This is a genomic window from Williamsia sp. MIQD14 (genome assembly GCF_051025635.1).
Classification (GTDB): domain Bacteria; phylum Actinomycetota; class Actinomycetes; order Mycobacteriales; family Mycobacteriaceae; genus Williamsia_A.
Map to the genome: position 1 here is coordinate 1457085 of NZ_JBPFDG010000001.1, position 22660 is coordinate 1479744.

The 22660-nt window shown below is 69.5% G+C and carries 23 protein-coding genes and 1 riboswitch; of the genes, 14 read left to right on the plus strand and 9 right to left on the minus strand.

Annotated elements, in window-relative coordinates:
* Positions 1 to 14 precede the first annotated feature (14 nt).
* A riboswitch (cobalamin riboswitch) is annotated at positions 15 to 194 on the minus strand.
* Positions 195 to 301: 107 nt separating this feature from the next.
* The gene (locus ACQ7HM_RS06450) at positions 302 to 1687 is read left to right on the plus strand and encodes a DUF2252 domain-containing protein (RefSeq protein ID WP_434215378.1); all 1386 of its coding nucleotides are present in this window, start codon (positions 302 to 304) and stop codon (positions 1685 to 1687) included.
* Between the two features lie 18 nt (positions 1688 to 1705).
* Here the strand turns inward: ACQ7HM_RS06450 and ACQ7HM_RS06455 are convergent, their stop codons facing one another.
* The 4 genes from ACQ7HM_RS06455 to ACQ7HM_RS06470 are packed head-to-tail and all read right to left on the minus strand — an operon-like array spanning position 1706 to position 6159.
* Positions 1706 to 2491 carry an MBL fold metallo-hydrolase gene (locus tag ACQ7HM_RS06455; protein ID WP_434215379.1) on the minus strand — a complete coding sequence of 262 codons (786 nt, stop codon included), beginning with the start codon at positions 2489 to 2491 and terminating at the stop codon, positions 1706 to 1708.
* A 1-nt stretch (position 2492) separates the two neighbouring features.
* Positions 2493 to 3236: a metallophosphoesterase gene (locus ACQ7HM_RS06460; RefSeq protein ID WP_434215380.1), complete on the minus strand. Its 744-nt coding sequence runs from the start codon at positions 3234 to 3236 to the stop codon at positions 2493 to 2495.
* Positions 3237 to 3247: 11 nt separating this feature from the next.
* Complete coding sequence (locus tag ACQ7HM_RS06465) at positions 3248 to 5635, minus strand: ATP-dependent DNA ligase (protein ID WP_434215381.1); 2388 nt, start codon at positions 5633 to 5635, stop codon at positions 3248 to 3250.
* A 53-nt stretch (positions 5636 to 5688) separates the two neighbouring features.
* Positions 5689 to 6159: a DUF2231 domain-containing protein gene (locus ACQ7HM_RS06470; protein WP_434215382.1), complete on the minus strand. Its 471-nt coding sequence runs from the start codon at positions 6157 to 6159 to the stop codon at positions 5689 to 5691.
* Positions 6160 to 6232: 73 nt separating this feature from the next.
* Here ACQ7HM_RS06470 and ACQ7HM_RS06475 point away from each other — a divergent pair, with 73 nt between their 5' ends.
* Entirely contained in the window at positions 6233 to 6907 is a 675-nt protein-coding gene (locus tag ACQ7HM_RS06475; protein WP_434215383.1) for a response regulator transcription factor, read from the plus strand.
* Here the strand turns inward: ACQ7HM_RS06475 and ACQ7HM_RS06480 are convergent.
* Positions 6883 to 8397 carry an ATP-binding protein gene (locus tag ACQ7HM_RS06480; protein ID WP_434215384.1) on the minus strand — a complete coding sequence of 505 codons (1515 nt, stop codon included), beginning with the start codon at positions 8395 to 8397 and terminating at the stop codon, positions 6883 to 6885. The two genes, ACQ7HM_RS06475 and ACQ7HM_RS06480, sit on opposite strands and share 25 nt — an antisense overlap.
* An 85-nt stretch (positions 8398 to 8482) precedes the next feature.
* Here ACQ7HM_RS06480 and ACQ7HM_RS06485 point away from each other — a divergent pair, with 85 nt between their 5' ends.
* The 6 genes from ACQ7HM_RS06485 to ACQ7HM_RS06510 all read left to right on the plus strand — a co-directional run bounded on the left by ACQ7HM_RS06485 (position 8483) and on the right by ACQ7HM_RS06510 (position 13799).
* Positions 8483 to 9169: a phosphatase PAP2 family protein gene (locus ACQ7HM_RS06485; protein ID WP_434215385.1), complete on the plus strand. Its 687-nt coding sequence runs from the start codon at positions 8483 to 8485 to the stop codon at positions 9167 to 9169.
* Positions 9170 to 9414: 245 nt separating this feature from the next.
* Positions 9415 to 10029: a mycothiol-dependent nitroreductase Rv2466c family protein gene (locus tag ACQ7HM_RS06490; RefSeq protein WP_434215386.1), complete on the plus strand. Its 615-nt coding sequence runs from the start codon at positions 9415 to 9417 to the stop codon at positions 10027 to 10029.
* 167 nt (positions 10030 to 10196) lie between these two features.
* Complete coding sequence (locus ACQ7HM_RS06495; RefSeq protein ID WP_434215387.1) at positions 10197 to 12356, plus strand: MMPL family transporter; 2160 nt, start codon at positions 10197 to 10199, stop codon at positions 12354 to 12356.
* 49 nt (positions 12357 to 12405) lie between these two features.
* Positions 12406 to 12816 carry a DUF302 domain-containing protein gene (locus ACQ7HM_RS06500; protein ID WP_434215388.1) on the plus strand — a complete coding sequence of 137 codons (411 nt, stop codon included), beginning with the start codon at positions 12406 to 12408 and terminating at the stop codon, positions 12814 to 12816.
* A gap of 73 nt (positions 12817 to 12889) precedes the next feature.
* Entirely contained in the window at positions 12890 to 13159 is a 270-nt protein-coding gene (locus ACQ7HM_RS06505) for a metal-sensitive transcriptional regulator (protein ID WP_434215389.1), read from the plus strand.
* A gap of 82 nt (positions 13160 to 13241) precedes the next feature.
* The gene (locus tag ACQ7HM_RS06510; protein WP_434215390.1) at positions 13242 to 13799 is read left to right on the plus strand and encodes a TetR family transcriptional regulator; all 558 of its coding nucleotides are present in this window, start codon (positions 13242 to 13244) and stop codon (positions 13797 to 13799) included.
* Positions 13800 to 13809: 10 nt separating this feature from the next.
* Here the strand turns inward: ACQ7HM_RS06510 and ACQ7HM_RS06515 are convergent, their stop codons facing one another.
* Complete coding sequence (locus tag ACQ7HM_RS06515; protein ID WP_434215391.1) at positions 13810 to 16278, minus strand: cytochrome P450/oxidoreductase; 2469 nt, start codon at positions 16276 to 16278, stop codon at positions 13810 to 13812.
* A gap of 261 nt (positions 16279 to 16539) precedes the next feature.
* On the opposite strand from ACQ7HM_RS06515, the gene ACQ7HM_RS06520 reads away from it, so the two are divergent.
* Positions 16540 to 16779: a DUF6480 family protein gene (locus tag ACQ7HM_RS06520; RefSeq protein WP_434215392.1), complete on the plus strand. Its 240-nt coding sequence runs from the start codon at positions 16540 to 16542 to the stop codon at positions 16777 to 16779.
* 17 nt (positions 16780 to 16796) lie between these two features.
* On the opposite strand, the gene ACQ7HM_RS06525 is transcribed toward ACQ7HM_RS06520, so the two are convergent.
* From ACQ7HM_RS06525 to ACQ7HM_RS06535, 3 genes are all read right to left on the minus strand, one after another.
* A complete protein-coding gene (locus ACQ7HM_RS06525; protein ID WP_434215393.1) occupies positions 16797 to 17279 on the minus strand; it encodes an SRPBCC family protein in 483 nt (160 codons plus the stop codon).
* Between the two features lie 35 nt (positions 17280 to 17314).
* Positions 17315 to 18037 (minus strand): VIT1/CCC1 transporter family protein, encoded by a 723-nt coding sequence (locus tag ACQ7HM_RS06530; protein ID WP_434215394.1) that lies wholly within the window; start codon positions 18035 to 18037, stop codon positions 17315 to 17317.
* 68 nt (positions 18038 to 18105) lie between these two features.
* Positions 18106 to 19137 carry an NADP-dependent oxidoreductase gene (locus ACQ7HM_RS06535; RefSeq protein WP_434215395.1) on the minus strand — a complete coding sequence of 344 codons (1032 nt, stop codon included), beginning with the start codon at positions 19135 to 19137 and terminating at the stop codon, positions 18106 to 18108.
* A 188-nt stretch (positions 19138 to 19325) separates the two neighbouring features.
* On the opposite strand from ACQ7HM_RS06535, the gene ACQ7HM_RS06540 reads away from it, so the two are divergent.
* The 5 genes from ACQ7HM_RS06540 to ACQ7HM_RS06560 are packed head-to-tail and all read left to right on the plus strand — an operon-like array spanning position 19326 to position 22647.
* Positions 19326 to 19649, plus strand: a complete 324-nt coding sequence (locus ACQ7HM_RS06540; RefSeq protein WP_434215396.1) for a hypothetical protein — start codon at positions 19326 to 19328, stop codon at positions 19647 to 19649.
* A gap of 1 nt (position 19650) precedes the next feature.
* Positions 19651 to 20598 carry an FAD:protein FMN transferase gene (locus ACQ7HM_RS06545; RefSeq protein ID WP_434215397.1) on the plus strand — a complete coding sequence of 316 codons (948 nt, stop codon included), beginning with the start codon at positions 19651 to 19653 and terminating at the stop codon, positions 20596 to 20598.
* Entirely contained in the window at positions 20595 to 21155 is a 561-nt protein-coding gene (locus ACQ7HM_RS06550) for a ferric reductase-like transmembrane domain-containing protein (RefSeq protein ID WP_434215398.1), read from the plus strand. Before ACQ7HM_RS06545 ends, ACQ7HM_RS06550 begins: the two co-directional genes overlap by 4 nt.
* Positions 21152 to 22408, plus strand: a complete 1257-nt coding sequence (locus tag ACQ7HM_RS06555; RefSeq protein ID WP_434215399.1) for an NADH-ubiquinone oxidoreductase-F iron-sulfur binding region domain-containing protein — start codon at positions 21152 to 21154, stop codon at positions 22406 to 22408. The genes ACQ7HM_RS06550 and ACQ7HM_RS06555 overlap by 4 nt, the downstream gene beginning before the upstream one ends.
* Positions 22405 to 22647: a ferredoxin gene (locus tag ACQ7HM_RS06560; protein WP_434215400.1), complete on the plus strand. Its 243-nt coding sequence runs from the start codon at positions 22405 to 22407 to the stop codon at positions 22645 to 22647. Before ACQ7HM_RS06555 ends, ACQ7HM_RS06560 begins: the two co-directional genes overlap by 4 nt.
* The last annotated feature ends 13 nt before the right edge of the window (positions 22648 to 22660 follow it).

The window sequence follows — 22660 nt, forward strand, 5'->3', positions numbered from 1 at the left end:
CACCCGGCACAGTTGGCAGGTCTTCGGACTCGTGGGCGTGACACTCGCGGCCTACTGGCCGACGCTTCCCAGCAGGTCCGCTCTCGCGGACCCGCCAGTGCTGATTGTCGGCGGTCGTTCCCACTCACCGCTGCGGGACAGTCCCGGATTCTCACCGGGTTCCCTCTCGCCCGATCACCGTTTGGACGATGACCGTGCTCGATGCCGCACGACGGACTCAGGGGCTCCTGGGCGTCAGTCGTACGGCAGACCAGCTGCGATCGCGACAGTACGCGCCGGTGTGCCCCGTTAGCATCGCGGTATGCCCTTTCATCGTTTTCTCGAACGCCACGATCACGACGAGTCGTTCGAGTTGGGCAAGGCGATGCGCGAGACCCGTGGACGGTCGACGCTGGCACAGGCGCCCTCCGGTCACCGCGATCTGATCGATCTCGTGCGCCGTCAGCACGAGGGTCGTATCGCCGAGCTGATCCCGCTGCGGATCGCGCGGATGAGCTCCTCGCCCTTCGCGTTCTTCCGTGCGACCGCCGACATCATGGCCACCGACCTGTCGTCGATCCCGGTGACGGGTGTCGATGTGGTGATCAGCGGCGACGCCCACATCGGCAACTTCGGCTTCTACGCGAGCCCCGAACGTCGTATCCTGTTCGACCTCAACGATTTCGACGAGTCCGGCGTCGGCCCCTGGGAGTGGGACGTCAAACGTCTCGTGACCAGTGCGGTGCTGTGTGCCCGCGCCGACGGCGCCGACCGCGACGATCAGGCCGAGCTCGCCGCCGACGTCGCGCAGGCCTACCGCCGTGCCCTGAGGGTGGCGGGTTCGCAATCGGTGATCGACCGCTACTACACCTCGGTCGACGCAGAGGTGTTGGCCGACAACGCCGGTGGTGTGGTGGCCGACGTCATCGACGCCGCGTTGGCCAAGGCCCGGCGCCGGACGGCCGACAGCATCGTCGACAAGATCACCGAGATCGGCCCCGACGGCCGGCGTCGCATCACCCCGGACCCGCCCATCGTGGTGCCGCTGTCGGCGCAGCACCCCGAGCGCATCGAGCTCGCAGGCCAGCGCGTCGACGAGATCTTCGACCACTACCTCGCGTCGGTGCGGACCGATGTGGCGCTGCTGCTGTCGCAGTTCGAGATCGTCGACGTGGCACGACGGGTGGTGGGGGTGGGTTCGGTCGGCAACGTCGCGCTGATCGTGCTGCTCCGCGGCCCGTCGGACGAGCCGATGGTGCTGCAGCTCAAGCAGGCCGCACCGTCGGTGCTCGAGACCAACGGCGGTCTCACCTCGGTGATCCCCGAGACCGAGCAGACGCCGACCGAGGCCCGTGACGCCGTCCGGGTGGTGGCCAGTGCGCATGTGCTGCAGGCGAACTCCGACCCGTTCCTCGGATGGACGGCGTCGCGGGAGGGCGCGTTCTACTGGCGACAGTTCCGCGACATGAAGGGGTCGATCGACGCCACCGACCTCAAGGCGCGGGAACTGCGCCGGTACAGCGAGCTCTGTGCGCGGCTGCTGGCCCGATCACACAGCCAGAGCCCGGCATTCGCGCAGATCGCCGGTTACCTGGGGAAGAAGGCGACGGCCGACACCGCCATCGCCCGGTGGGCGGTCGACTACGCCGATCAGGTCGATCGTGACCATGCGCAGTTCCTCGCCGCGGCGGCCGACGGGACCATCTGAGGCCGGACCGCGTGGAGATCAGGCCGAGGCGACCGCGCGGTCGAACAGCGTGCGGTCGTGGGCGTTGACGATGATCAGATCGGGGTCGGCGCGGCGGCGCAGTTCCGCGATGCGTTCCTGATTGCGCCGCAACTGCGCGCGATCCATCGCGAGCGCGGTCTCGGCGACCCGCATCGTCCACGGTTCCGAGGTCCCGTCCTCGATCGCCCCGCGGTGGTGGAAGGCGTCCCCGCAGTGCAGGACCCACCGGTCACCGGCGTCGACGGCGACCGCCGCATGCCCACGGGTGTGCCCCGGTAGGGAGATGAGGACGATGCCGGGGGAGATGTCGGTCAGTTCCTGCGCCGCGTCGAACCCACGCCAGGCCTCGCCGACGGGTTCGTGGGTGGCGAGGGTGGGCCCGTGCGCCCACTGGCGACGTCGGTAGCGACCGTGTTCGAGTGTGGTGCGCGGGCGTTGGGCGGAGGTGACCTCGGTGGCGGTCGCATGGATCGTCGCCCCCGGGAAATCGGCGATACCGCCGACGTGGTCGAGGTCGAAGTGGGTGACCACGATGTGGCGGACGTCGTCGGTGGAGTGTCCGAGGCGCTCGATCTGGCGGGCCGCGGTCTCGTCGGGGTCGAGCACGGGACGGATCACATGACGCAGCGGGCCCAGACGTCGTGCGGGGGAGGCACAGTCGGCAAGGCCGTAACCGGAGTCGACCAGGACGAGGCCGTCGTCGGTCTCGATCAGCAGCACGTGGCACACCAGCGAATCGCCCGGGACGGGCATCGTGCCGCAGTTCAGGTGATGGACGCGCACGTCAGACCACCGCGCGGAAATGGGTGATGAGGCGCCACCCGTCGAGTTGGTGGAAGGCCAGCCCCGGCGGCTGCGAGGCGTCGACGATGTCGGTGCCCTCGAAGGACAGGTTGAGAGTCGACGAGACGCCGGGGGCGAGGCACACCGGACGACCGGCGAAGCTGGTGACCGCGCCGGTGTGCGCGTGCCCGCACAGGAATCCGACGACGCCCGGGTGCTTCTCGACGAGCCGCACCAGGCGGTCCTCACCGGTCTGCCGGATGGAGTCCATGAACGGCATGCCCAACACCACCGGGGGATGGTGGAAGCACACGATCACCGGCACGCCGGCGCCGACGGCGGTGATCTCGCGGTCCATCCAGGCGATCGTGTCGTCGGACAGGAATCCGTCGTTGCGACCGGGGATGGTGCTGTCGCACATGAGGAACAGCGCGCCGGCGATCACCGCCGCGCGGTTGAGCGGCATGTCGTGGGTGTGCCGCTTGAACAGGCCGAAGCCGAACTCGTCGCGACGATCGTGGTTGCCGGGGATCAGCAGCGTGGTCGGCAACGGGACACCGCGGAGAACCGCGGCGGCCTCCTCGTACTGGGTCGGCGAACCGTCGTCGGTGATGTCGCCGGTGACGACGAGCACGTCGATGCCGTCGGCGCGTGCGGAGATGTGGGCGAGCACCGCCTCCACCCGCGCGCGGTGGTCGGCCTCCCCGCTGAAGTGGAGGTCGCTGATGTGGGCGACGGTCAGCATGCGATTCATGATCACAGATCGCCGGGAAGCTTGTCCCTGCGGATGCCCCGCCAGCTCGGATGTCTCAGATGGCCGGTGCTGGTCCAGTCCATGAAGCGCACCTCGGCCACGACCTTCGGCAGCACCCACACCGCGTCGTGTTCCACGGGCCGGTCGAGTCGCTCCACGAACGGGGAGGTCGTGCGCCGCAGCGGTGCCAGTTCCTCGGCCAGCGCAGTGAGCTGTTTGTCGGTGAACCCCGTCCCGACCCTGCCGATGTAGCGCAGGCCGGTGTGTTCGGGCAGTCCGACGAGCAGCGAACCGATCGTGTTCGAGCGATTGCCCTTGCCGGGACGCCACCCGCCGACGACGACCTCGATGTCGCGCCAGTTCTTCTGTTTGAGCCAGGTGCGTGACCGGCGGCCCTGCTGGTAGATCGAGTCGCGCCGTTTCGCGATCACACCCTCCCAGCCCTTGTCGCGGCTGTGGTCCATGGCCTCGGCACCCGAACCCTCCAGCAGTGGCGGCACCTTGATCGCGGGGTCGTGGGCGAAGACCGGCGCGATCTCGTCGAGCAGGGAGCGACGCTGCTCCCACGTCATCCGCAGCAGCGACGACCCGTTGAGGTAGAGGATGTCGAAGAGCATCAGCTTCAGCGTGAAGGGCTCGGCGGTGGAGTCGCGGCTGGCCAGCAACGTGAAGTTGGTCCTGCCGGTCGCGTCGACGGCGACGACCTCGCCGTCGAGGACGGCGTCGATCAGGCCCAGATCGTCGGCCAGGGAACGCAACTGGGGGAAGTCGGCGGTCATGTCGATGCCGGCACGACTGGTCAGTCGCAGCTCGCCCCCGACGTAGCGCGCGATGATCCGGTAGCCGTCCCATTTGCCCTCGAAGGCCCATGTGTCGGCGGTCAGCGACTCGATGGTCTCGTCGGTGGCGAGCATGGGTCGGGGGTCACGCAGGCTGTCGGGGACGATCGGTCGCGGCTCGTCGGACATCAGGTGCGCGAGCCAGTTCTTCTCGCCGGTCTTGATCAGCGCGTAGCGGCCCTGGATGCGGTCACCGTGCAATCGCACGATCACCTCGTCATCGCGCCACTTCTCGGTCTCGTAGGTGCCGTGGTCCCAGATCTCCACGTGCCCACCGCCGTACTCACCGGCGGGGATGTCGCCGGAGAAGTCGGCGTAGTCCATCGGGTGGTCCTCGGTGTGGACCGCGAGACGGTTCTGATCGCTGTCGGTGGGGAGGTTCTTCGGCACCGCCCACGACACCAGGACGCCGTCGCGTTCGAGGCGGAAGTCGTAGTGCAGCCGTCGGGCGTGGTGCTCCTGGATGACGAAGATCGGCAGCCCCGGGCCGTCCTCGACGGTCTCGACGTCCTCGGTGTCGTCGGATCGCGCTGCCGCGCGGTGCGACTCGTCGCCGAACGGCTCGGGGGTCTTCGACTCGTCGCGTTTGCGCCGGTACTCGCTGAGACTGATCACCGCGGGCGAGGGGGCCGGATCCCGGTCGGTGGGTGCGGCGGCGGGCGCCGCGATCGCGTCGTCGAGTCCGGCGAGGATGTCACCGTGGTCGGCGACGCGGTCGAGCACCTCGGAGAAGTCGAGCTGTGCGATGTCGGAATCGGACAGCTCCTCCCAGAATCGCGGTGCGGCGGCCCACGGCTGGTCGCGGCCGCGCAGCGAGTAGGGCGCCAGAGTGGTCTTGGCGCTGCTGTTCTGGCTCCAGTCGATGAACACCTTGCCCGGACGCACCGCCTTGGCCATCACGGCGGTCACGTCGTCGGGGCGTTCGGTGGCCAGCGCTGTCGCGATCTGCTTGGCCACGGTGCGTGCCCCGTCGCTCGACACCGCGCTGGGCAGCGGTGCGTAGACGTGGATCCCCTTGCTGCCGCTGGTCACCGGATACGAGTCCAGGCCGGCGCCGGCGAGCAGCTCGCGCACCATCAGGGCGATCTCGGCGCAGTGGGCGAGGCTGACGCCCGGGCCGGGGTCGAGATCGAGCACGAGGCGGTTGGCGCGGCGGTCGGGCTTGGCGACGGGGGCGTCGGAGTCGGGCGGGAACGTCCACTGCGGTACGTGGAGTTCCAGCGCGGCCTGCTGCCCGAACCACACGAGGTCGGCCCGCGAGGTCGCGACGGGATAGACCGCGTCGCGGTCGCTGTGCTCGATGATCCGGCGCTCGAGCCACCCCGGGGCGCTCGAGGGCAGGTTCTTCTCGAAGAACGGTTGCGCGGCGACGCCGTCGGGCCAGCGTTTGCGGGTGATGGGACGACGCCAGAGGTGCGGGAGCATCACCTCGGCCACCCGGTTGTAGTAGTCGATGACCTCGGCCTTGCGGGTACCGGTGGCGGGATAGAGCACCTTGTCGAGGTGTGTGACCGCGACCGTCCGGCCGTCGACGTCGAGCGTGTCCGCCATGCACCCCAGTGTTTCAGGTCGTGCGACGGTCCGCGGGCGCCCCGCGACCGCGGTCAGTGCAACCAGACGCTCTCCGCGCCCGTGTCGCCGATGCGATACACCCAGATGATCGCCCCGATCGCGAGGATCACCGTCGCGACGGCGAGGACGACGGAACCGACACGGAGCGCGCCCGCCGGCGCGGACGGGAGGCGGTCCATCACCAGGGCACTGTGGAGCGCCCAGTAGAGCACCACCGCGACGAACAGCGGTGCCACGAAATAGATCATCTGGCCGCCGAGCTCGGTGTGCCGCTCGAGGACGGGATTGGGCCGGGTCGCCTTCTCCAGCGACTCACCGGCCGAGGTGGTCAGCGGCGTGATCACGACCGCCACGAGGCCGACGAGTGGGACGATGATCCCCAGCTTGCGGCGCGCGGCCGGCCACACGACGGTGAGGATGCCGAGCACTGCCAGCAACGGGATGGCGACCACCGCGAGATGGACGAACAGCGGATGCGCGGGTATGCCGTTGATGGAATCCATACGCGCATGCAAGCAGAGCGCGGTTGAGAGATCGCTGAGACAGGTGAGGCACACCTGAGAGAGGTGACCACCGATGCGTGTTCTGGTCGTCGACGATGACAGGAACGCCGCCGAGACACTGCGGCGGGCGCTGGTCGCCCAGCGGTGGGTGGTCGATCTCGCCCATGACGGTCTCGGCGGACTCGCGCGGGCGACGCACGGTGACTACGAGGCGATCGTCCTCGACATCATGATGCCCGGGATGAGCGGCTACGAGGTCGTCCGCTCGCTGCGCCGCGAGGGCGTGTGGACACCCGTCGTGATGCTGACCGCGAAGGACGGCGACGTCGATCAGATCGACGCGTTCGATCTGGGCGCCGACGACTACCTGGTGAAACCGGTCTCGGTGCAGCTTCTCGTCGCACGGTTGCGTGCACTCATCCGGCGCGGGGCCCCGGAGCGCCCGGTGGTGCTGACCGCCGGATCGCTGTCCCTCGATCCCGCCGCCCACGTCGTGACCCGACGCGGGACGACCCTCTCCCCGACGCCGAGAGAGTTCGCGGTGTTGGAGTTCCTGATGCGCAACGTCGGTGTGGCGGTCAGCAAGGCGCAGATCCTGCGGGCGGTGTGGGACGACCACTTCGACGGGGACGACAACGTCGTGGAGGTCTACATCGGGTACCTGCGCCGCCGCATCGACCGGCCGTTCGACTGTGCGTCCATCGAGACCGTCCGGGGTGTCGGCTACCGCCTCGTCCCGGTCGACTGAGTCCCCGTCGACTGAATCCCGGTCGACTGATCGCCCGCCGACGAGCCCCCGGTCGCCAGCGCGATCGTCGCGCGTGTCCCGTGCAGCGGTGACTCGTCCAGGGTCAGCACCCCGCCGTGCGCGGCGACGATCTCGCTGACGATCGCCAGGCCGAGTCCGCTGCCGTGGCGATCCCCGCGGGCGCGGGCGTCGTCGAGGCGGACGAACCGCTCGACCACCCGTCCGCGATCCTGCGGCGGGATGCCCGGGCCGTCGTCGTCGACGTGGACGAGCACCGTTCCCGACGGGGCGCGGGTCATCGACACCCGCACGGCGAGACGTGCGTGGCGCACGGCGTTGTCGGTGATGTTGCGCAGCGCGCGGGCGAGTGCGTCGCGGTCCCCGGCGACGCGGGCCGCGACGACCTCGCCGGAGATCTCGAGATCCGTTGTCGCGCGCAGACGTCGGAGATCGGTGTCGACCACGTCGTCGAGATCGACGTCGTGGTGCCGCACCGACAACCCCTGCTCGTCGGATCGCGCGAGCAGCAGGAGATCGTCGATCATGGTGTGGAGGCGCCGCGTCTCCGGCAGCAGCACCCCCGACACCGTCTCGGGATCGATCGATTCGTGCTGTGCGGCCGCCAGTTCCATGAGTCCGAGGAGGGTGACGAGCGGACTGCGCAGCTCGTGTGATGCATCGCCGACGAACTGCACCTGTCGTCGCTGGGCCGTGTCGAGACGTTCGAGCATCGCGTTCATGGTGTCGGCGAGCCGGGCGATCTCGTCGCGGGTCGCGGGAACGGGGATCCTACGGCCGAGGTCGCGACCACCGAGATCGGCGACCTGCGACCGGATGCGCTCCACCGGTGCCAGGGTCCGGCCGCTGAGCACGTAGGTGGCTCCCGCGAGCAGCGCGAGAACGACGGGGAACACCGCGGCGAGCAACAGCGCCACCGTCAGCACGACATCGTCGATGGGGCCCTCGGCCGCGCCCACCACGATCGTCAGCGTCCCGGTGGGCGTCGACACCGCGCGGGCCGTCGCCCGGTACTTGGCCCCGTCGTCATCGTTCCTGTCGGCGCCACCCCTGTCGGGGTCACCCCTGTCGGGATCGACACCGCGGGGGGCACGGGCGTCGTCGAGCGTCTCCGAGCGACCCCCGGCCATCGGACCGGTGAGCGCCACCCGGGCGCCCGGCGAGGACGCGACGACCGTGCCACCGGCGTCGATGACCTGGACGAGATCGATGCCGGTCGTCCGGGCGAGAAGGGTGGGGTCGACCGCCGACGGTGGGAGCGAGCGGACCGCCGCGGCGACCTCGTCGACACGGGCACGCGTGGCTCCGTCGGCGGTGTCGAGCAGGGAGCGGTGCAGGATCAACAGCATGATCGCCGCGGCCACGGCGAGACCGACGGCCATCAGCACGGTCGCCACGACGGTGAGGCGCACGCGGACACTCGCCATCGTCGCGCGCGACCGCGCGAGGGCGTTGCGGGCCAGGGTGGGCATCACAGCAGCGTAGGCGCGGTGCCGCGTCTGCCACGCCGCGCTCGTTTCAGCGTCCTCTCAGCGGGGAGGGTGCACGGTGGCTCCCATGTCCTCCCGTTCGCGCGTCGTGACGCCCGTCGTCCTGGTGCTCGCCGTCCTCGGTCTCGGTCTGGCGATCGTCCTGCACCACGATCCGGCGGCGGGGGCCGACGGGTCGACCCTGCGATGGGTTCTCGACCACCGCACGTCGTGGGTGACGGACCTCGCGACCGCTCTGAGCACCGTCCTCGCCCCGACCTGGGTGGCCGTCGCCGCGGTCGTCGTCGCGGGCGTCCTGATCCGGCGCGACCGCAGGCTGGATCGAGGTGGTCGTGTCCTGGTCGCGGTCGCATCGGCGGGGGCGCTCGCCGAGGTGTTCAAGGTGGCCGTGGATCGTCTCCGTCCGCCGCTGGTCGATCAGGTGGGGGCGCCGGAGGCGGCGATGTCGTTCCCGTCGGGCCATGTCACCGGAACCTGTGCGCTGGTCGTCGCGATCGCGTCGGCCGTGGTCGCCGGACGACGCGCCCGGATCGCGGCGTTCACGGTCGCCGGGGTGGTCACGGTCGCGGTCGGTGCGTCGAGGCTGTACCTGGGTGCCCACTGGCTCACCGACGTCGTCGCATCCGTGGCTGTCGCGGTCGCCGCAGTGATCGTCGCGCCGCTCATGACCGAGGCGGTCCTGACGGCGATCCGCCCGCACCTGCCCATCCGTATCCGGTCGATGGTCGACGTCCCCGCCGAGGCCGCTCGCTGACGGATGCGCTGAGACCGGCCGACGTCGCGGTCGCAGAGGAGCGACACCCGCAGCGCTGAACGTCGAGAGCTGCGGCACCGTCTCGCCGGCGCTGACCTCCACCCCGTCCGTCGACTCCGTCGGGGAGTGGCGCCTCTTGATTTGTATACCCCCATGGGTATACAAAGGACTCATCCCCGGTCGCCCCCCAGCGCTGACCCAGCGCCGGATTGATACCCCCGGGAGTATATGAGAGGACGGCCTCCGTGCACATCGACTGCCACATCGACCCGGCGTGCCCCTTCGCGTGGGCCACGTCCCGCTGGCTCGCCGACGTGGCCGGCCGCCGTGACGACGTCACGCTCACGCTGCGACAGATGAGCCTCGCGGTGCTCAACGCCGACGCGATCGCCGCCGGCGACATGGATCCCGGCATGGCGCACCACATGGAGGTCTCGCGCGCCGGCGGGCGACTGCTCGCCGCAGTGCCGGGCGAGGCGTTCGCCGATCTGTATGCGGCACTGGGTCGTCGGATCCACCTCGATCACGCGGAGGTGACCTCCGACGTCGCCCGGGCCGCCCTCACCGAGTGCGGACTCGACCCAGACCTCGCGCGCGCCATCGACGATCCGGCCCATGACGCCGCGGTCGCCGACGCCCACGCGGAAGCCGTCGCCGCCTACGGCGAGCCGTCGGGGACACCACTCGTCACGGTCGACGGGCGCACCTTCTTCGGACCGGTCATCACCGAGATCCCCATGGGCGCGGCGGCCGACGATCTGCTCGACGCACTGGCCGTCGTCGCCCGGACACCCGCGTTCGCCCAACTCCAGCGGCCCCGCTCGGGTCCGCCCACCCTCGCGACGACGCAGGAGGACTGACCCATGTGCCACGCGGTGACATGCCGGACATGCGGCAAGACGACGTGGGCCGGGTGCGGCCGACACGTCGAATCCGTCAAGCGACGGGTACCCGACGCCCAGTGGTGTGACGGCCACGCCGACACGCAGCGCGGATCGATCTTCACGCGACTGACAGGACGGAAGAAGTGACCACGACAGCGACACCTCGCGCCGAACCGGACTCGGAGACCTCGTCGAGCCGGCCGGGTGTCCTCGGCCGCGTCGGCGGCTGGGGGAGCGACCACCGCAGGATGGTGTTCGGCGCCTGGCTCGCGGCGATCGTCGTCCTCGGTGCGTTCGCGCCGTCGGTGTTCTCGTCCCTCGCGGGCGCCGGATGGCAGGCGAACGGTTCCGAGTCCGTCGCGGTCCGCGAACTCGCGCAGAAGCACTTCGGTGGGAACGCCTCCTCGGCGGTCCAGGTCGTCGTCCACTCTAACTCTGCGACCGTGTCCGACCCGTCGATGCAGGCGGTGTTCACCCAGATCGGACGCGAGCTCGGGTCGGACCCCCGCTTCGGCGAGATCGTCGCCCCCCAGCCCGGGATGACGATCAGCCGCGACGGCCACACCGGCATCCTCATCGCCGGTGCGAACGCGTCGACCGACGAGATGGTGAAGGCCGTCGACGACCACAGGTCGGCACTGACCGCACTGTCCCGCAACGGGATCGAGGTCTACCCGACCGGGGCGTCGGCGCTGTGGGCGGAATTCACCAAGGCCAACCACGACGCCATGATCACAGCCGAGTTGTTCTCGTGGCCGGTCACCCTCGCGATCATGGTGCTGGCGTTCGGGTCGCTGGTCGCCGCCGGCCTGCCGCTGCTGCTGACCATCGCGGGCCTCGTCGCGTCCGCCGGCGGCCTCGTGCTGCTGAACCAGGTCACCCCGATCTCGGTGTGGGCGATGAACTTCGCGATGATGTTCGCCCTCGCACTCGGCATCGACTACGCGCTGTTCGTCGTCTCCCGGTTCCGGGACGCACTGAAACAGCGCGGTGATCGTCGGCAGGCTGTCGTCGACACCATGGACACCGCGGGCAAGGCCGTGTTCCTCTCGGGACTCACCGTCCTGGTGAGTCTGTCGGCCGTGCTGCTCGTCCCCGCGCCCGCGGTCCGCACCATGGCGGTCGGGATCATGCTCGCCGTCGTCTTCGTCCTCCTCGCGACGCTGACGCTCCTGCCGACCGTTCTCGGTGCCCTCGGGCCGAAGGTCGACGCAGTGTCGTTGCCCTACGCGAGGAAGCAGGAACTCCGCTCACCGGTGTTCCATCGGTGGGGGTCGCTGCTCCACCGGCACCCGTGGCCGTTCGCCGTGGTCTCGCTGGGGATCCTGGTGTTGCTGGCACTGCCGGTGTTCGGGCTGAAGGTCGCGATGCCGTCGATCTCGGTCGTTCCCGAGGACGCGCCGGCGCGGCAGGGGTACGCGCTGGTCCAGGAGCAGTTCGGTCCGGGTGCGCCGGGCGCCCTGCAGGTCATCGCCCCGGTCGCCGACGCGCAAGCTGCAGCCACTGCGGCGGCGTCGAGCCCGGGTATCGCGATGGTCACCCCACTCCAGATGGCACGTGACGGCTCGGGATACGCACTGATGGAGGCGATCCCGACCGTGGACCCGTCGAGCTCGCAGATGGGATCGATCCTCGACACGCTGCGCGACCGGCTCCCGGCCGACGCTCTCGTCGGGGGTGCACCCGCGGAGAACCTCGACCTGCAGACGGCCCTGAACGACTACCTGCCGATCATCGTCGGCGTCATCCTGATCATGGGATTCCTGTTGCTGCTCGTCGCGTTGCAGGCGCCGCTCATCGCGCTGATGGGAACGGTGGTGAGCCTGCTCTCGACCGGTGCGGCTTTCGGCGTCGCGAAGCTCGTCTTCCAGGACGGGCACGGGGCCTCGCTGTTGGGATTCACCCCGCAGGGGTTCCTCGACGGATGGGGTCCGGTGTTCTTCTTCGCGATGATCTTCGCCATCGCGATGGACTACACCGTGTTCCTGTTGGCCACGGCCAAGGAGCACTACGAGAAGACCGGCGACTCGCACACGGCGCAGATCGACGGCATGGCCCACTCGGGTCGGGTCATCTTCGCGGCGGCCGCGGTGATGGTGGCGGTGTTCTTCAGCTTCGCCCTCGCCGATCCGCTCCCGCCGAAGGAGATGGGCATCATCCTGGGGGTGGCGGTCCTGCTCGACGCGGTGCTGATCCGGCTGATCCTGCTGCCGGTGCTGCTCCGGATCACCGGTCACGCCGGCTGGTGGTCACCGGCATGGCTGCGACGTGTGCTGCCGTCCATCAGCTTCGCCCACCACTGACCTCACCCCGGCTCGACCACCGACGAACACGTCAACGAAGGAGACGATCATGGAACTCGGACTCACGACCACCCTCACCGACATCGACTTCGCCACCGCCCGCGAGAAGGTGACCGCAGCGCTGGCCGATCAGGGATTCGGCGTCCTCACCGAGATCGACGTGCAGGCGACGATGAAGAAGAAGCTCGACGAGGACATGGAGCAGTACACGATCCTCGGTGCCTGCAACCCGACGCTCGCCCATCGAGCGCTCGGCGTGCAGCCGCAGATCGGGATGTTGTTGCCCTGCAACGTCGTCGTCCGCGTCGACACGGCCGACGAGTCGGGCCGCACGATGATCGTCGAGGCCATGAACCCCGACCTCATGGTGTCGGTCACCGGTGAGGACGGCCTCGAACCGGTCGCCTCGGAGGCCGCCGAGCTGCTCGGCAAGGCCATCGCCGCCCTCGGAACCGCCTGAACCCCGACCGTCCCGTCCCCGGGTGCATCATGCCCCCGGGGGTAGGCTGGTCTCTTCGACCGGAAGGACTCCCATGATCGGCGACGACGACGCAATCGCGCAGGTACTGAACCGTTTACGGCGTGCCCAGGGGCAGTTGGGCGGCGTGATCGCCATGATCGAGGACGGACGCGACTGCAAGGACGTGGTGACTCAGCTCGCCGCGGTCTCCAAGGCCCTCGACCGCGCGGGATTCAAGATCGTGGCCACCGGACTGCGGGAGTGCATGACGGACAACGCCGACGGCGTCCGTGAGCCGATGACCGAGGCGCAACTCGAGAAGTTGTTCCTCGCGCTGGCGTAGAACGCCGCACACGACACCATCGTGTGTCCCGCCCGTCCCGTCCGTGACGCGCCCGGGTCACGGCCTGCTCTAGGCTCGGTCCGTGAGCGCGCCCGATTTCTACGCCGAGATGCGTGCTCTGCGTCTCGAGCGGGTGCTCGACGCCTCGGTGGAGATCATCACCGATCAGGGCTGGGACAGCCTGAGTATGACCGCGGTCGCCAAGCGCTCCGGCGTCCCGAGGCAGAGCCTCTACAAAGAGGTGGGGACCAGAGAAGAGCTCGGCAACGCGGTGGTGCACCGAGAGGTCGATCGCTTCCTGGAGCGCGTGTCCGCCGGCCTCGCGGCGCATCCCGACGACTTCGAGAACGGGGTGTCCGCGGCGGTGCGGAATGTCCTGGAACACGGTCGGTCCAATGCCGCACTCGCAGCCGTCCTCCGGCCGGGGCACGACTCCGGCCTGCTCGCACTGCTCACCGTCAACCCCGACGCCGTGCTCGGTCAGGCGACCAGCGCCCTCGAGTCGCTCCTGGGCGACACGGTGCCCGAAGGCCTGGTCGATTCCGTGGTGCGACTGACGATGAGCCACCTCCTGCAACCCACGGTCGACGTGGACGAGGCGGTACGCCGCATCGACCTGGTGGTCCGCGGGTTCGCCTGAGGCGATCCGGCTACAGGTCGAGCACGAGCTTCGACGACAGGGACCTCGAGACGCAGAGCATCACCGAGTCCCCGCGTTCCCGTTCGGCCCGCGTCAACACGGAGTCGCGATGATCCGGGTTCCCGTCGAGGACCTCGGCCTGACAGGTGCCACAGATGCCCTCCATGCACGACCCCATCACGTCGACACCTGCCTCCTCCACCGCCTCGAACATGGACGTCCCCGCGGGCACGGTGACCGTCACACCGGAGTCGACGCATTCGACCTCGAAGGAGTCGAGTGCACCCTCGGGGGCCTCGACCGCCTTGGGTGCGAACCGTTCCAGGTGCAGGCTCTCGGCAGGCCAGACGGCGCACCTCTCCTCGACGGCGTCCAGGAGTACGTCGGGGCCGCAGCAGTAGACGAGGGTGTCGGGCCGGGGCTCACCGAGAAGCGCGTCGAGGTCGAAGCGCTCGCCGCGTTCGTCCTTGGCCCACACCGTCACCCGGTCCTTGCCGTCGAACTCGTCGAGGAACGCCATCGTCGAGCGGGACTTGCCGACGTAGACCAGTTCCCACGTCGCCCCCTGCGCCTGCGCGGCGGCGATCATGGTGCGGATCGGGGTGATGCCGATGCCGCCGGCGACGAACAGGTACCGCGGTGAGTCCACCAGCGCGAAGTGGTTGTTCGGACCCTTCACCTTGAGGGTCGCCCCCTCGGCGAGCTCGTCGTGGACGTAGGCCGATCCGCCACGGCCGTCCGGTTCGCGCAGGACCGCGACCTTCCACGACGACCGGTCGGCGGCGTCGCCGCAGAGCGAGTAGTGCCTGGTCAGTCCCGACCGCAGCAGGAGTTCGGCGTGCGCGCCGGGAGCCCATTCGGGTAACGGACCGCCCGTGGGGTCGGTGAGGGTGAGCTCGACGACGCCGTCGGCGGCCGTGCGTCGGTGCGCCACCTGGAGATCGAGCGTCGTCACCGCGGTGCGCCGTGCGCCGGACGGACGTGACGGTGCGGTCGGGGCGGGGCCGGCTGCAACCCGGGGGGTGGCCGCCTCGCGCCGGCGGCGCTCCAGGTGCTCCGCACGGTAGGTGCCGTGCTCGCGTCGCTCGCCGCCCTTCGGGGTGACGGTCACCATCATGGAGCTGTACCCGCGCACGAAGTTCGACTGCACGCGTTCGGGTTCGGCGAGCACCTCGATGTCGTCGAATCGGGCGAGCAGCTCCTCCCACAGGATCCGCAGTTGCAGCTCGGCCAGTCGGCTGCCCATGCAGCGGTGCGTACCGATGCCGAATGCCAAGTGGTGACGGGCATTCCGGCGATCGATGATGAAGTCGTCGGGATCGGCGAACGTCCGCTCGTCCCGGTTCGCCGAGGCGTACCACATCACGACCTTGTCGCCCTTGCGGATGAACTGGCCGTTCAGGACGGTGTCGCGCGTGGCGATCCGACGCATGTAGGCCAGCGGCGTCTGCCACCGCAGGATCTCGTGGACCATCTTGGGGACGAGCCCGGGATCCTGCCGGAGGCGGTCGAACTGCTCGGGGAACTGGTTGAGCGCCAACAGTCCACCGGTCATGGAGTTACGCGTCGTGTCGTTGCCGCCGATGACGAGGAGCACGATGTTGCCGAGGAACTCCATCGGGCGCTCGATGAGGTCCTTGGTGTCCTCGGACATCTGCATCAGCGTGATGAGGTCGTACCCGGGCTTCTCGCCGGCGTTGCGGCGGGCCGCCTTGTCGTGCCAGAGGGCGCTGAAGCTCTTCGCCGCCTCGGCCGCCGCCCGGTACGCGGCGTCGGTGTCGGTGGACCCGCCGGTCGCCGACGCGCTGGCGGCGACCAGATCGGTCCACTCCACGAGCTTGCGACGCTCGTCGTAGGGGAAGTCCAGCAGCGTCGCGAGCATGCGCGAGGTCAGCTCGATGCTGACCCGGTCGACCCAGTCGAAGGGCTCGTCGGTCGGCAGCTCGTCGAGGACCTCCTGGACCCGCTCCCGGATCAGCGCCTCCATCTCCTCGAGGTTCTGCGGGGCGACGACGCCCTGCACGGCACCGCGCTGTTGGTCGTGGCGCGGGGGATCCATCGCGATGAACATCTCGATGTCGAGTCCCTCGGGTGGAGAGCCGAGGATGATCTGCGGTTCGGCGGAGAAGGTCTCGAAGTCCTTGTCGACCTGCACGATGTCGTCGTACCGGGTGACCGACCAGTAGGGGCCGAACTCGCTGTTCGCCTGGTAGTGCACCGGCGCCTCGTCGCGCAGTCGCGCGAAGTACGGCTGCCACTGCTGCTGGCGCCACAGGAACGGGTTGCCGACGTCGATCTGGGTCAGGTCGAGATCCGCCACATCGGGGATCTCGGACTCGGTGAAGTGCGGCTGGTCGTCGCCGACCACACGCTTCTTCGCGCGCTGGAACAGGTGCAGTGCCTGGATCTGACGCTCCATCGGCACCACTGCCTGGGCCTTGGCCTGGGCTCTGGTGATCACCTGGTCGAGAACACTCATGACGACAACCGCCTTCGCTGAAATCCATGTCGGGGTGACATCACAGAACCATACGTCTCTAGCGATGACAATATGTACGTTTTTGTCGCATCCGTGGATTCGGGGTGGTCGTCGATGGCGCCGAGGGACCGCTGTGACCCGGTCGTCACCGCCCCTCCGGCGGAAAACGTGGAGACTGGGAGGTGCGCGTCCAGCTCGGGGCGAGTGTCGAAGAACCGTCGGCGGAGTCCGACGAACCGCCCGTCACCCGAGGAGTTGTCGATGTCCGACACCGAACCCGCACGCCGTCCCGATTCCGACCTGCAGGATGGTGGTGGCGTCGATCCCGGTGCGACGCCGCCGGCCTACGAGTCCACCTCGCTGGGGTCCGACAAGCGGCAGGAGACGCCGCGTCGTTTCTCACCGACGACCGTGGTCGTGCTGGTCATCACCACGATCATCGTCATCGTGGCGATAGCCGGACTCATCGCCGTGATCGTCGATTCGACCCAGTACTTCTGAGCATCCGGAACGCGTGATCAGGCCTTCGCGGCCTCGATGACGGCCTTGATCCTCTCGAGGGTCACGGGGATGCCGGAGTTGGCGGCCTCGACACGGTCGGTGATCTGCGCCTGCGCCTCGTCGCCGTACTTCTCGTGGAAGTAGGCGATGCCGTCGTCACGGAACTGCCACGACTCGGTGAGGCGCGTACCCGCACCCACGGGCTCCAGCGAGTACGACCACCGGACCAACTTCCCGCTCACGAGCCAGGCGAACTCGCGTCCGGGCTCGGCCACGTCGACCAGCGAGCGGGTGTCCCAGGTACGCGTCGACGTCTGGTTGCGGCCGGTGAACCACGCACCCACGCGAGGACCGTCGGGGCCGGGCTCGTCGCCGCTGTCCCACCAGCACCCGGTGCAGATCGGGCTCCACTCGCCCGTCCGGGTCACGTCGGACACCACCGCGTAGACGGTGTCGGGGGAGGCGTCGATGTCGATGGTGTCGGCGTGCTCGTAGCTCATGTGACCCAACCTAACGAAGAACCCGAGGACTCCGCTCAGACGACGACGCCGCCGACGAGTCGTCCGATCGCGTACGTCACCACCATGGCGATGATGCCGCCGACGGTCACCCGCAGGATCGCCCGTGAGCGGTGCGCCTCACCGATCGTCGCGCTGATGAACCCGGCCAGCGCGAGCGCCGCGGCCACCACGAGGAACGTGACGGGGATCCGCAGATGTGCCGGCGTCAGCAGGATCGCCAGCAGCGGCAGCACCGCACCCGTGGTGAACGAGATGGCCGACGAGATCGCCGCCTGCCACGGACTGGTGAGATCGTCGGGATCGATACCGAGTTCGGCGTCGACGTGCGCGGCGAAGGCGTCGTTCTCGGTGAGCTCGGTCGCGACCTGCCACGCGGTCTCGGCCGTGAGTCCCTTCGCCTCGTAGATCGCCGCGAGCTCCTCGAGTTCCTCCTGCGGCTGCTCGGCCAGTTCGTCGCGCTCCTTGTCGAGAAGTGCCTTCTCCGTGTCGCGTTGGGTGCTCACCGACACGTACTCGCCGAGCGCCATGGACACCGCGCCCGCGGCCAGACCGGCCACGCCGGCGGTGAAGATGGGTTCACGCTCGGCGGTCGCCGCGGCGACACCGATGACGATGCCCGCGGTCGACACGATGCCGTCGTTGGCCCCCAACACCCCTGCGCGCAACCAGTTGAGCTTGCCGCCGGTACCCGCAGCGTGTGGCTCGGCGCTGTGCTGAACCGGTTCTGTCTCCGACATGCGGGCTATTGAACCGTTCGCGCGCAGGGATTTCCAGCAAGTGCAGGCAAGCCTGACCCGTCAGGGCGTCAGTCGGTGACGTGGACCACGGTCTTGCCGAAGCTGCGGCCCGCCAACATGTCGCGGAACGCGTCGAGGGTGTTGTCGAAGCCGTCGACGACATGCTCGAGGTACTTCAGTGAACCGTCGGCGACCCACTGCGATGCCTCGCGCAGGAACGTCTCCTGCTGGTCGGCGACGAACTCGGTCTGGATGAAGCCGCGAACGTCGAGGCTCTTGGTGAGGATGGAGCCCATCAGTGCGCCGCTGCGGTCGGGACCCTCGGGGAGCGAGGTGAGGTTGTAGTTGGCGACCAAGCCACACAACGGGATTCGGCCGTAGGTGTTCATGCGGGGAAGGACGGCGTCGAACACCTTGCCGCCCACGTTCTCGAAGTAGACGTCGATGCCGTCACCCGTCGCCGCCGCCAGCTGATCGGCGAAATCATCGGCGCGGTGGTCGATCGCGGCGTCGAAGCCGAGTTCGTCGCGCAGGTAGGCGACCTTGTCGGGCCCGCCCGCGATGCCGACGGCGCGGGCGCCCTTGATCTTCGCGATCTGGCCGACCGCGGAACCCACGGGCCCGGTGGCGGCAGCGACGACGACGGTCTCGCCGGGCTGCGGGCGGCCGATGGTCAGCAGACCCGAGTAGGCGGTGAAGCCGGGCATGCCGAGCACGCCGAGGGCGGTGGTGTGGGGGATCGTCGAATCCTTGTCGAGCGTGCGGAGATGCTTGGCGAATTCGACCGAATGGGTCTGCCATCCCCCGTAGCCGAGGACGACGTCGCCCTCGGCCACTCCGGAATCGCGCGATGCCAGCACCCGCGAGACGGTCGCGCCGACCATCGGGGCGTCGATCTCGACCGGCGGTGCGTATGACTTCGCCGCACTCATACGACCGCGCATGTAGGGGTCGAGCGAGAGGTCGAGTGTCTGCAGCAGCACCTGGCCCTCACGCAGCTCCGGCAGCGTGAACTCCTCGAATCGAACGTCGGAGTCCTTCGGCTCGCCGTGGGGGCGGGCGGCGAGAACGATGCGTCGGGCGGACTGCTGCGAGGTCATGACGGTGAAGCTCCTTGAGATTTCGTGGACAAAACTGCTGTGTGGGGCAACGACCCCCACCCGCCCGTTGTTCCGACGCCTTTCGCAGCGCGGTCGCAGCGACCTCCCAGGTTCGACTCCGATGCTGGTCATCACACCGGCGAGGTGACCGATGAGACACCTCGCCGCGAGACGTGAAGGAGTCAGCCGTGAACACACCGCAACGCGGGATCCGACGAGCACGATGGGCGGCCGGAGCCCTCGCGGCGAGCGCACTCGCCGCCGTCGGCATCACCTCGGGTCTGGCCTACGCCGACACGGGGTCGACCACCACCTCGACGACCAGCACGACCTCGACGACGACCGACACCGGCACGACGGACACGACCTCGACCGGATCGACGACGGGCACCACCGACTCGACCGGATCGGATTCGACGGGGACGGACTCCTCCGGCAGCTCGTCCTACGACACGGCACCCACGGTCACCGCCGGCTCGGGTGACACCCACGGCCAGACGAATGGGTCCTGACATGACAACCTCCGAGACGGCGACCTCGACCTGGCCGGTGTGGGGGCTCGAGGCGTCGCTGGTCGTCACCGACCCCGCCCGTCTGGGCGAGGCCCGCGCGATCGTCGACGCGGTGCTCGCCGATGTCGACGCCGCCTGCAGCCGCTTCCGTCCCGACGCCGAGCTCTACGGACGATCGATCCGGCGCGGACGCCCGACCCGGATCACCCCGGTGCTCGCGACCCTCGTCGACGCCGCGCTCGACGCCGCCCGCGCCTCCGACGGCGCCGTCGACCCCACCATCGGCCGCCGCCTGATCGCGCTCGGGTACGACCGCGACTTCGCCGACGTCCTCGCCGACCGCGCGAGCGGTCTGACCGCGGGACCCAGCGTGGCTGTGCACGAGGCCGATCACACGATGATCCGCCGCCACGCCGACACCCTCACCGTTCCCGAGGGTGTGCTCCTCGACCTCGGGGCGACGGCCAAGGCGGTGGCCGCCGATCTCGCCGCGGACGTCATCGCCGACGAGATCGGTTGTGGCGCCATGGTGAACCTCGGCGGCGACATCAGCGCACGCGGACAGGCGCCGGCCGGCGGGTGGCAGATCCTGGTCCAGGACCTCCCCGTAGCGGGGGGATCCGAACCCGCCACGCAGATCGGACTCGTCGGCGACTGCGCCGTCGCCACCTCCAGCACGCTGCGGCGCCAGTGGAACCACCGTGGCCGCACCGTCCACCACATCGTCGACCCCAGCACGGGCCAACCGGCCTCGGGGCAGTGGCGCACGGTCACCGTCGTCGCCCGACGATGCGTCGACGCGAACACCCTGTCCACCGGCGCGATCGTCAAAGGCGCTGCGGGACAGCGGTGGATCGAATCGACCGGACTGCCCGCACGTCTCGTCGCCGCCGACGGGACCGTCATCGGAACGGGTGGCTGGCCGCGGGACGCGGAGATGGCGGCGTGACCGACGAGGCCCTCTGGGCGCTGGGCCGGGGGACCGGTGTCACCGCCCTGATGATGCTGACGGTGTCGATGGTGCTCGGCATCGCGACGCGGTCGGGCCGCGGCGTCGCCGGGCTGCCCCGATTCGGGGTGATGTCGCTGCACCAGTTCGCCTCCCTCGCCGCGACATCGCTCATCGCGGTGCATGTCACGACTCTCGTCGTCGACCCGTACGCACAGCTCGATCTCGTCGACGTGGTCGTCCCCTTCGGAGGCGCGTACGAGTGGTTCTGGGTGGGACTGGGCACGCTGACCCTCGACCTCACAATGGTGCTGGTCGTCAGCGCTCTGGTGCGACATCGTATCGGGCAGAGAGCATTCCGTGCCATCCACTGGGTGGCCTACGGACTGTGGCCGATCGCCGTCGTGCACGGACTGGGCGCCGGCAGCGACAGCGGCGCGCCGTGGATGTGGGTCATCACCGGGTGCTGTGTCGCCGCCGTACTCGTCGCCGTGGGCATGCGACGTCATCCCCGTTTCACCGATTTCTCCCGACCACGAGAGGTGGCGACCACATGACCGCGATCACCGAGAACCGTCCGTCGCGACACGGACCGGCAGGGCCCGACCGTTCCGGCGACAGGGTGCTGACCGGCGCCGGGGGTTCACTCGAGCGCCATCACGAGATCTACGGGCCCAGGGCACTGGTCGGCCACGACCTCATCGGCATGATCGACGCAGCCGGCCTCACCGGCCGTGGCGGCGCGGCGTTCCCGGTGGCCCGCAAGATCGCGGCCACCGCGCAGGCCGCCCGGCGTCGTCACCGCCCGATCGTCGTCGCCAACGGCGCGGAGGGTGAGCCGCTCAGCGGAAAGGACGCGGTACTGCTGCACCAGTCGCCGCACCTGGTGCTCGACGGTCTCGCCGCGGTCGCCGAGGCGGTCGGCGCGCAGGCCGCTCATCTGTGTGTACCCGCACACCGGGTCGACGAACTCGCGGCGATCGTCGGCGACCGCGCCGCCGCGGGGTGGGATCGCACACCCGTCACCGTGACCGCGACCGCAGGACGCTTCGTCGACGGTGAGACCACGGCCATCGTCGACCTGCTCTCCGGCGGTCCGGGACTGCCCCGCCACCGGGTGGTCCCGAGCGCGGTGCGCGGCGTCGGCGGCCTCCCCACGCTGGTGCAGAACGTGGAGACCCTCGCCCACGTCGCGCTCGTCGCCCGCAACGGCGCCGCCTGGTTCCGGGGCCGCGGCACCGCCGCCGAACCCGGGACCGCCCTGGTCACGCTGTCGAGTCGCGCCGGGATCGACGGTGTCGTCGAGACCGATCTGGGCACCCCACTCGCGGTGCTGTTGCGCAGGGTCGCCGTCGACCCCACCGATCTGCGTGCGGTCCTGATCGGTGGCTTCCACGGCACCTGGGTCGACGGTCGGGCGGTGCCACGCCTGGCCCTGTCGGCCCGGTCGCTGTCGGACGCCGGCGCGACACCCGGCGCCGGGGTGTTCTCGTACCTGCTGCGCGGCGAGCGTGGTCTGCCCGTCGTCGCCGACATCGTCTGCCACCTCGCGCAGGAGAGTGCGGGGCAGTGCGGGCCGTGCCGGTTCGGGATGCCCGCCCTGGCCGAGGCGATGACGGCCGTCGCCGCCGGTGCGGGAGCGCACGCAGCACGCCGCGCGATCACCCTCGCCGACACCATCGACGGTCGCGGGGCGTGCAGCCACCCCGACGGCACCGCCCACATGGTGCGGTCCGCGCTCGCGGTGTTCCGAGACGAGATCGGCCCAGACGGGAGCGCGACTGGCACAACGGGAGGACACCGCTCATGACCGCATTCCACATCGACTGGACCGCCTGCGACGGGCGGGGACTGTGTGCCGAACTGGTGCCCGAGGTGTTCGACCGCGACGAATGGGGATTCCCGGTGGGGCGCGACGGTCGACCGGAGGTGCCGCGCGACGCCTCTGGCCGGGCACGGCGAGCGGTGAGGGCCTGCCCGCGACTGGCGCTGTCCCTGGTCGACAGCGACGTCGGGTCCGAACCGACGGCCGCCTCGTCGGGTCACTGATCTGCATCGACAC